At 40.7% G+C, this 300-nt stretch carries 1 riboswitch.

Going from position 1 to position 300, the window contains the following annotated elements:
• Positions 1-4: 4 nt before the first annotated feature.
• Positions 5-135: riboswitch (FMN riboswitch) on the top strand.
• Positions 136-300 lie beyond the last annotated feature (165 nt).

Below are 300 nucleotides of genomic sequence, written 5' to 3'. Positions count from 1 at the left end.
ATGCATTGTCCTTCGGGGTCGGGTGAAATTCCCAATCGACGGTGATGAAGAAATTCTAAGCCCGTGAGCCTTTTAAAGGCAGGATTTGGTGTGAATCCAAAGCCGACAGTATAGTCTGGATGGGAGAAGGACGTATGAGCAATGTTAACAAGCTTTTGAAGAAAAATACCCTTCATGAGGCTTATTTAGTGCAGCCATTTTTACATACACTCTCCTAAACTCCTTAGTTGACTGATTCTAAGGAGTTTTCTATTTGTTATAAAAAGTATTGACAGATGGGAGGGAAGATGATGAAAGATG

The organism is Alkalihalophilus lindianensis, from assembly GCF_032843265.1.
Lineage (GTDB): Bacteria > Bacillota > Bacilli > Bacillales > Bacillaceae_D > Alkalihalophilus > Alkalihalophilus lindianensis.
Note: the sequence above shows the minus strand (reverse complement) of the source record. Positions and strands in the feature narration are given on the sequence as shown.